At 56.6% G+C, this 5,315-nt stretch carries 3 rRNA genes; all 3 read right to left on the minus strand.

Annotated elements, in window-relative coordinates:
* Positions 1–51 (minus strand): 5S ribosomal RNA (gene rrf, locus ACFPYL_RS24290); the annotation flags it as partial.
* Between the two features lie 156 nt (positions 52–207).
* Positions 208–3,353 (minus strand): 23S ribosomal RNA (locus tag ACFPYL_RS24295).
* 499 nt (positions 3,354–3,852) lie between these two features.
* Positions 3,853–5,315, minus strand: a 16S ribosomal RNA gene (locus ACFPYL_RS24300); the annotation flags it as partial.

The following is a 5,315-nucleotide window of genomic DNA, read 5'->3' on the forward strand; positions in this document are numbered from 1 at the left end:
TTCCGGGTTCGGGATGGGACCGGGTGTTTCCCTTTCGCTATGGCCGCCGTAACTCTGGTGGTGGACACGGAGCGGGTGTGCTGCACGTGTCGACCAAGCTCTTTATGGAGTTTGTCTTGTGTGTCTGGTTGTGGACGCGAACATGGTGTTCGTCTGCGCGTTGCTGGTTTGACAATGTTGTGTTTGTCAGTTTTTGTTGAGGGTTTGTGTGACAAGCCCTCGGCCTATTAGTACCGGTCGGCTGGGCATTGCTGCTGTACACCTCCGGCCTATCAACCCAGTGTTCTGCTGGGGGCCTTACCCGGTTACCCGGTGGGAAACCTCATCTTGAAACGTGCTTCCCGCTTAGATGCATTCAGCGGTTATCACTTCCGAACGTAGCCAACCAGCCGTGCCCCTGGCGGGACAACTGGCACACCAGAGGTTCGTCCATCCCGGTCCTCTCGTACTAGGGACAGCCTTTCTCAAGTTTCCTGCGCGCGCGGCGGATAGGGACCGAACTGTCTCACGACGTTCTAAACCCAGCTCGCGTGCCGCTTTAATGGGCGAACAGCCCAACCCTTGGGACCTACTCCAGCCCCAGGATGCGACGAGCCGACATCGAGGTGCCAAACCATCCCGTCGATATGGACTCTTGGGGAAGATCAGCCTGTTATCCCCGGGGTACCTTTTATCCGTTGAGCGACGTCGCTTCCACATGCCGACGCCGGATCACTAGTTCCGACTTTCGTCCCTGCTCGACATGTCTGTCTCACAGTCAAGCTCCCTTGTGCACTTACACTCGAAACCTGATTGCCAACCAGGCTGAGGGAACCTTTGAGCGCCTCCGTTACATTTTAGGAGGCAACCGCCCCAGTTAAACTACCCATCAGGCACTGTCCCTGAACCAGATAATGGTCCTAGGTTAGACATCTAGTACGACCAGAGTGGTATTTCAACGTTGACTCCACCCCAACTGGCGTCGAGGTTTCACAGTCTCCCACCTATCCTACACAAGCCGAACCAAACACCAATACCAAACTATAGTAAAGGTCCCGGGGTCTTTCCGTCCTGCCGCGCGTAACGAGCATCTTTACTCGTAGTGCAATTTCGCCGAGTCCATGGTTGAGACAGCGCCCAAGTCGTTACTCCATTCGTGCAGGTCGGAACTTACCCGACAAGGAATTTCGCTACCTTAGGATGGTTATAGTTACCACCGCCGTTTACTGGGGCTTAAGTTCTCAGCTTCGAGGAACAAGTCCTCTTACCGGTCCCCTTAACCTTCCAGCACCGGGCAGGAGTCAGTCCGTATACATCGTCTTACAACTTCGCACGGACCTGTGTTTTTAGTAAACAGTCGCTTGGGCCTGGTCTCTGCGGCCTTCAACGCTTCCCCACGCAAGGTGGTTCACGTATCCGGCCCCCCTTCTCCCGAAGTTACGGGGGCATTTTGCCGAGTTCCTTAACCATGGTTCTCTCGATCGCCTTAGTATTCTCTACCTGATCACCTGAGTCGGTTTGGGGTACGGGCGGCGCGTAGCTCGCTAGAGGTTTTTCTCGACAGCATAGGATCACCCACTTCACCCATCAGGGCTCGGCATCACATCTCAGGGTCGTGATCGAACACAACAGTCCGGATTTGCCTAGACCGTCCCCTACATGCTTACCCGTAGACAACCATCGCTACGGTTGGGCTACCTTCCTGCGTCACCCCATCGCTTGACTACTACCGGATCGGGTCCCACGCTCCGCCCAGCCGCCTCACCCCGAAGGGATCGGTCAGCTGGGTTTCGGGTGGTTAGCATCACCGGGTTCGTCATGGGCGCTACTTTGCCGGTACGGGAATATCAACCCGTTGTCCATCGACTACGCCTGTCGGCCTCGCCTTAGGTCCCGACTTACCCAGGGCAGATTAGCTTGACCCTGGAACCCTTGATCATTCGGCGCACGGGTTTCTCACCCGTGATTCGCTACTCATGCCTGCATTCTCACTCGTGTCGCGTCCACCCCTGGATCACTCCGAGGCTTCACTCGCGACACGACGCTCCCCTACCCATCCACACACCTGGACCACGTTCGTGGCCGAGTTAACGCATGAATGCCATAGCTTCGGCGGATGACTTGAGCCCCGCTACATTGTCGGCGCGGAATCACTTGACCAGTGAGCTATTACGCACTCTTTCAAGGGTGGCTGCTTCCAAGCCAACCTCCTGGTTGTCACTGCGACTCCACATCCTTTTCCACTTAGTCACCGCTTAGGGGCCTTAGCTGATGGTCTGGGCTGTTTCCCTCTCGACAATGGAGCTTATCCCCCACTGTCTCACTGCTGCGCTCTCACTTACCGGCATTCGGAGTTTGGCTAACGTCAGTAACCTGGTAGGGCCCATCGGCTATCCAGTGCTCTACCTCCGGCAAGAAACACACAACGCTGCACCTAAATGCATTTCGGGGAGAACCAGCTATCACGAAGTTTGATTGGCCTTTCACCCCTATCCACAGGTCATCCCCTCAGTTTTCAACCTAAGTGGGTTCGGTCCTCCACGCGGTCTTACCCGCGCTTCAACCTGCCCATGGATAGATCACTTCGCTTCGGGTCTTGAGCGTGCTACTCAAACGCCCTATTAGGACTCGCTTTCGCTACGGCTTCCCCACACGGGTTAACCTCGCAACACACCGCAAACTCGCAGGCTCATTCTTCAAAAGGCACGCCATCACCCCAACACCCCCATTGCAAAGAGGAGGGCAGCCGGGCTCTGACGGATTGTAGGCACACGGTTTCAGGTACTATTTCACTCCCCGCCAGGGGTACTTTTCACCTTTCCCTCACGGTACTTGTCCGCTATCGGTCATCAAGGAGTATTTAGGCTTAACGGGTGGTCCCGCCAGATTCACACGGAATTTCAGGGGTTCCGTGTTACTTGGGATACCACTCAACAGAGCAGGCCTTACGCTTACGGGGCTATCACCCTCTACGGCGCCACTTTCCAATGGACTTCAACTTCAACCAGCTTTTCTTACTGTCTCAGGAGCCGGCAGACTCCTACGAGTGGTCCCACAACCCCCTACCTGCAACCCCTGCCGGGTATCACACAGATAAGGTTTAGCCTCTTCCGATTTCGCTCGCCACTACTCTCGGAATCACTATTGTTTTCTCTTCCTACGGGTACTGAGATGTTTCACTTCCCCGCGTTCCCTCCACACGCCCTATATATTCAGGCGCGGGTAACACGACATGACTCGTGCTGGGTTCCCCCATTCGGACACCCCCGGATCACAGCTCGGTTGCCAACTCCCCAGGGCTTATCGCAGGCTCCTACGTCCTTCATCGGCTCTTGATGCCAAGGCATCCACCATGTGCCCTTCATAGCTTGTCGCACAAACACTCAACAAAAACTACAAAGTACAACTACAAAGTACAACTACAAAACAGACGAACACCAACCCCCTGTTTACAGCAACGAAGACCCCATGGACTCACGGGAACCCGTCGCAGGGCTGGCGCTCAAAACTCCACGGCCACCCACCCCATCACAGGGAGGCCACCGCGGAAGATGCTCGCGTCCACTATCCAGTTCACAAGAAACACACCCACCCAAGCCACCCACCACACTCCCCGAAGAGAGCACTCGCGGTAGACCGGTCCTGGAGGGCCAGAGAAGCTCTGCCTGACGGCTGATGCCTCAGGACTCAACAGTGTGTCTCGACCCATCTCACCCACCCACGACCAGCCAGGTTCCACACCCACCGCGAACGGCAGGTAGTACTGAGACCGACCACGAGCAAGCTCGAGGACCATTCATCGACGATTCCACTAGTGAACACCACCAATGCCACCTGAACGGATGCCAGGCGTGCGGGGCGTGTGCTCCTTAGAAAGGAGGTGATCCAGCCGCACCTTCCGGTACGGCTACCTTGTTACGACTTCGTCCCAATCGCCAGCCCCACCTTCGACGGCTCCTTCCACAAGGGTTAGGCCACCGGCTTCGGGTGTTGCCGACTTTCGTGACGTGACGGGCGGTGTGTACAAGGCCCGGGAACGTATTCACCGCAGCGTTGCTGATCTGCGATTACTAGCGACTCCGACTTCATGGGGTCGAGTTGCAGACCCCAATCCGAACTGAGACCGGCTTTTTGGGATTCGCTCCACCTTGCGGTATCGCAGCCCTTTGTACCGGCCATTGTAGCATGCGTGAAGCCCTGGACATAAGGGGCATGATGACTTGACGTCATCCCCACCTTCCTCCGAGTTGACCCCGGCAGTCTCCTATGAGTCCCCACCACGACGTGCTGGCAACATAGGACGAGGGTTGCGCTCGTTGCGGGACTTAACCCAACATCTCACGACACGAGCTGACGACAGCCATGCACCACCTGTACACCGACAAAAAGGGGCTACATCTCTGCAGCTTTCCGGTGTATGTCAAACCCAGGTAAGGTTCTTCGCGTTGCATCGAATTAATCCGCATGCTCCGCCGCTTGTGCGGGCCCCCGTCAATTCCTTTGAGTTTTAGCCTTGCGGCCGTACTCCCCAGGCGGGGCGCTTAATGCGTTAGCTGCGGCACGGAACCCATGGAATAGGCCCCACACCTAGCGCCCAACGTTTACGGTGTGGACTACCAGGGTATCTAATCCTGTTCGCTCCCCACACTTTCGCTCCTCAGCGTCAGGACATGCCCAGAGAACCGCCTTCGCCACCGGTGTTCCTCCTGATATCTGCGCATTTCACCGCTACACCAGGAATTCCGTTCTCCCCTGCATGCCTCTAGTCTGCCCGTATCGAAAGCAAGCCCAGAGTTAAGCCCTGGGTTTTCACTCCCGACGCGACAAACCGCCTACGAGCCCTTTACGCCCAATAATTCCGGACAACGCTCGCACCCTACGTATTACCGCGGCTGCTGGCACGTAGTTGGCCGGTGCTTCTTCTGTACCTACCGTCACCACCATCATCGGCGCTTCGTCGGTACTGAAAGAGGTTTACAACCCGAAGGCCGTCATCCCTCACGCGGCGTTGCTGGATCAGGCTTCCGCCCATTGTCCAATATTCCCCACTGCTGCCTCCCGTAGGAGTCTGGGCCGTGTCTCAGTCCCAGTGTGGCCGGTCACCCTCTCAGGCCGGCTACCCGTCGAAGCCTTGGTAGGCCATTACCCCACCAACAAGCTGATAGGCCGCGAGCACATCCCTGGCCGAAAAAACTTTCCACCAACACTCCATGCAGAGATCGGTCGTATCCGGTATTAGCCACCGTTTCCGGTAGTTATCCCAAAGCCAAGGGCAGATTACTCACGTGTTACTCACCCGTTCGCCGCTCGAGTACCCCGAAGGGCCTTTCCGCTCG

This window comes from Nocardioides hankookensis, from assembly GCF_042658885.1.
GTDB classification, from domain to species: domain Bacteria; phylum Actinomycetota; class Actinomycetes; order Propionibacteriales; family Nocardioidaceae; genus Nocardioides; species Nocardioides hankookensis.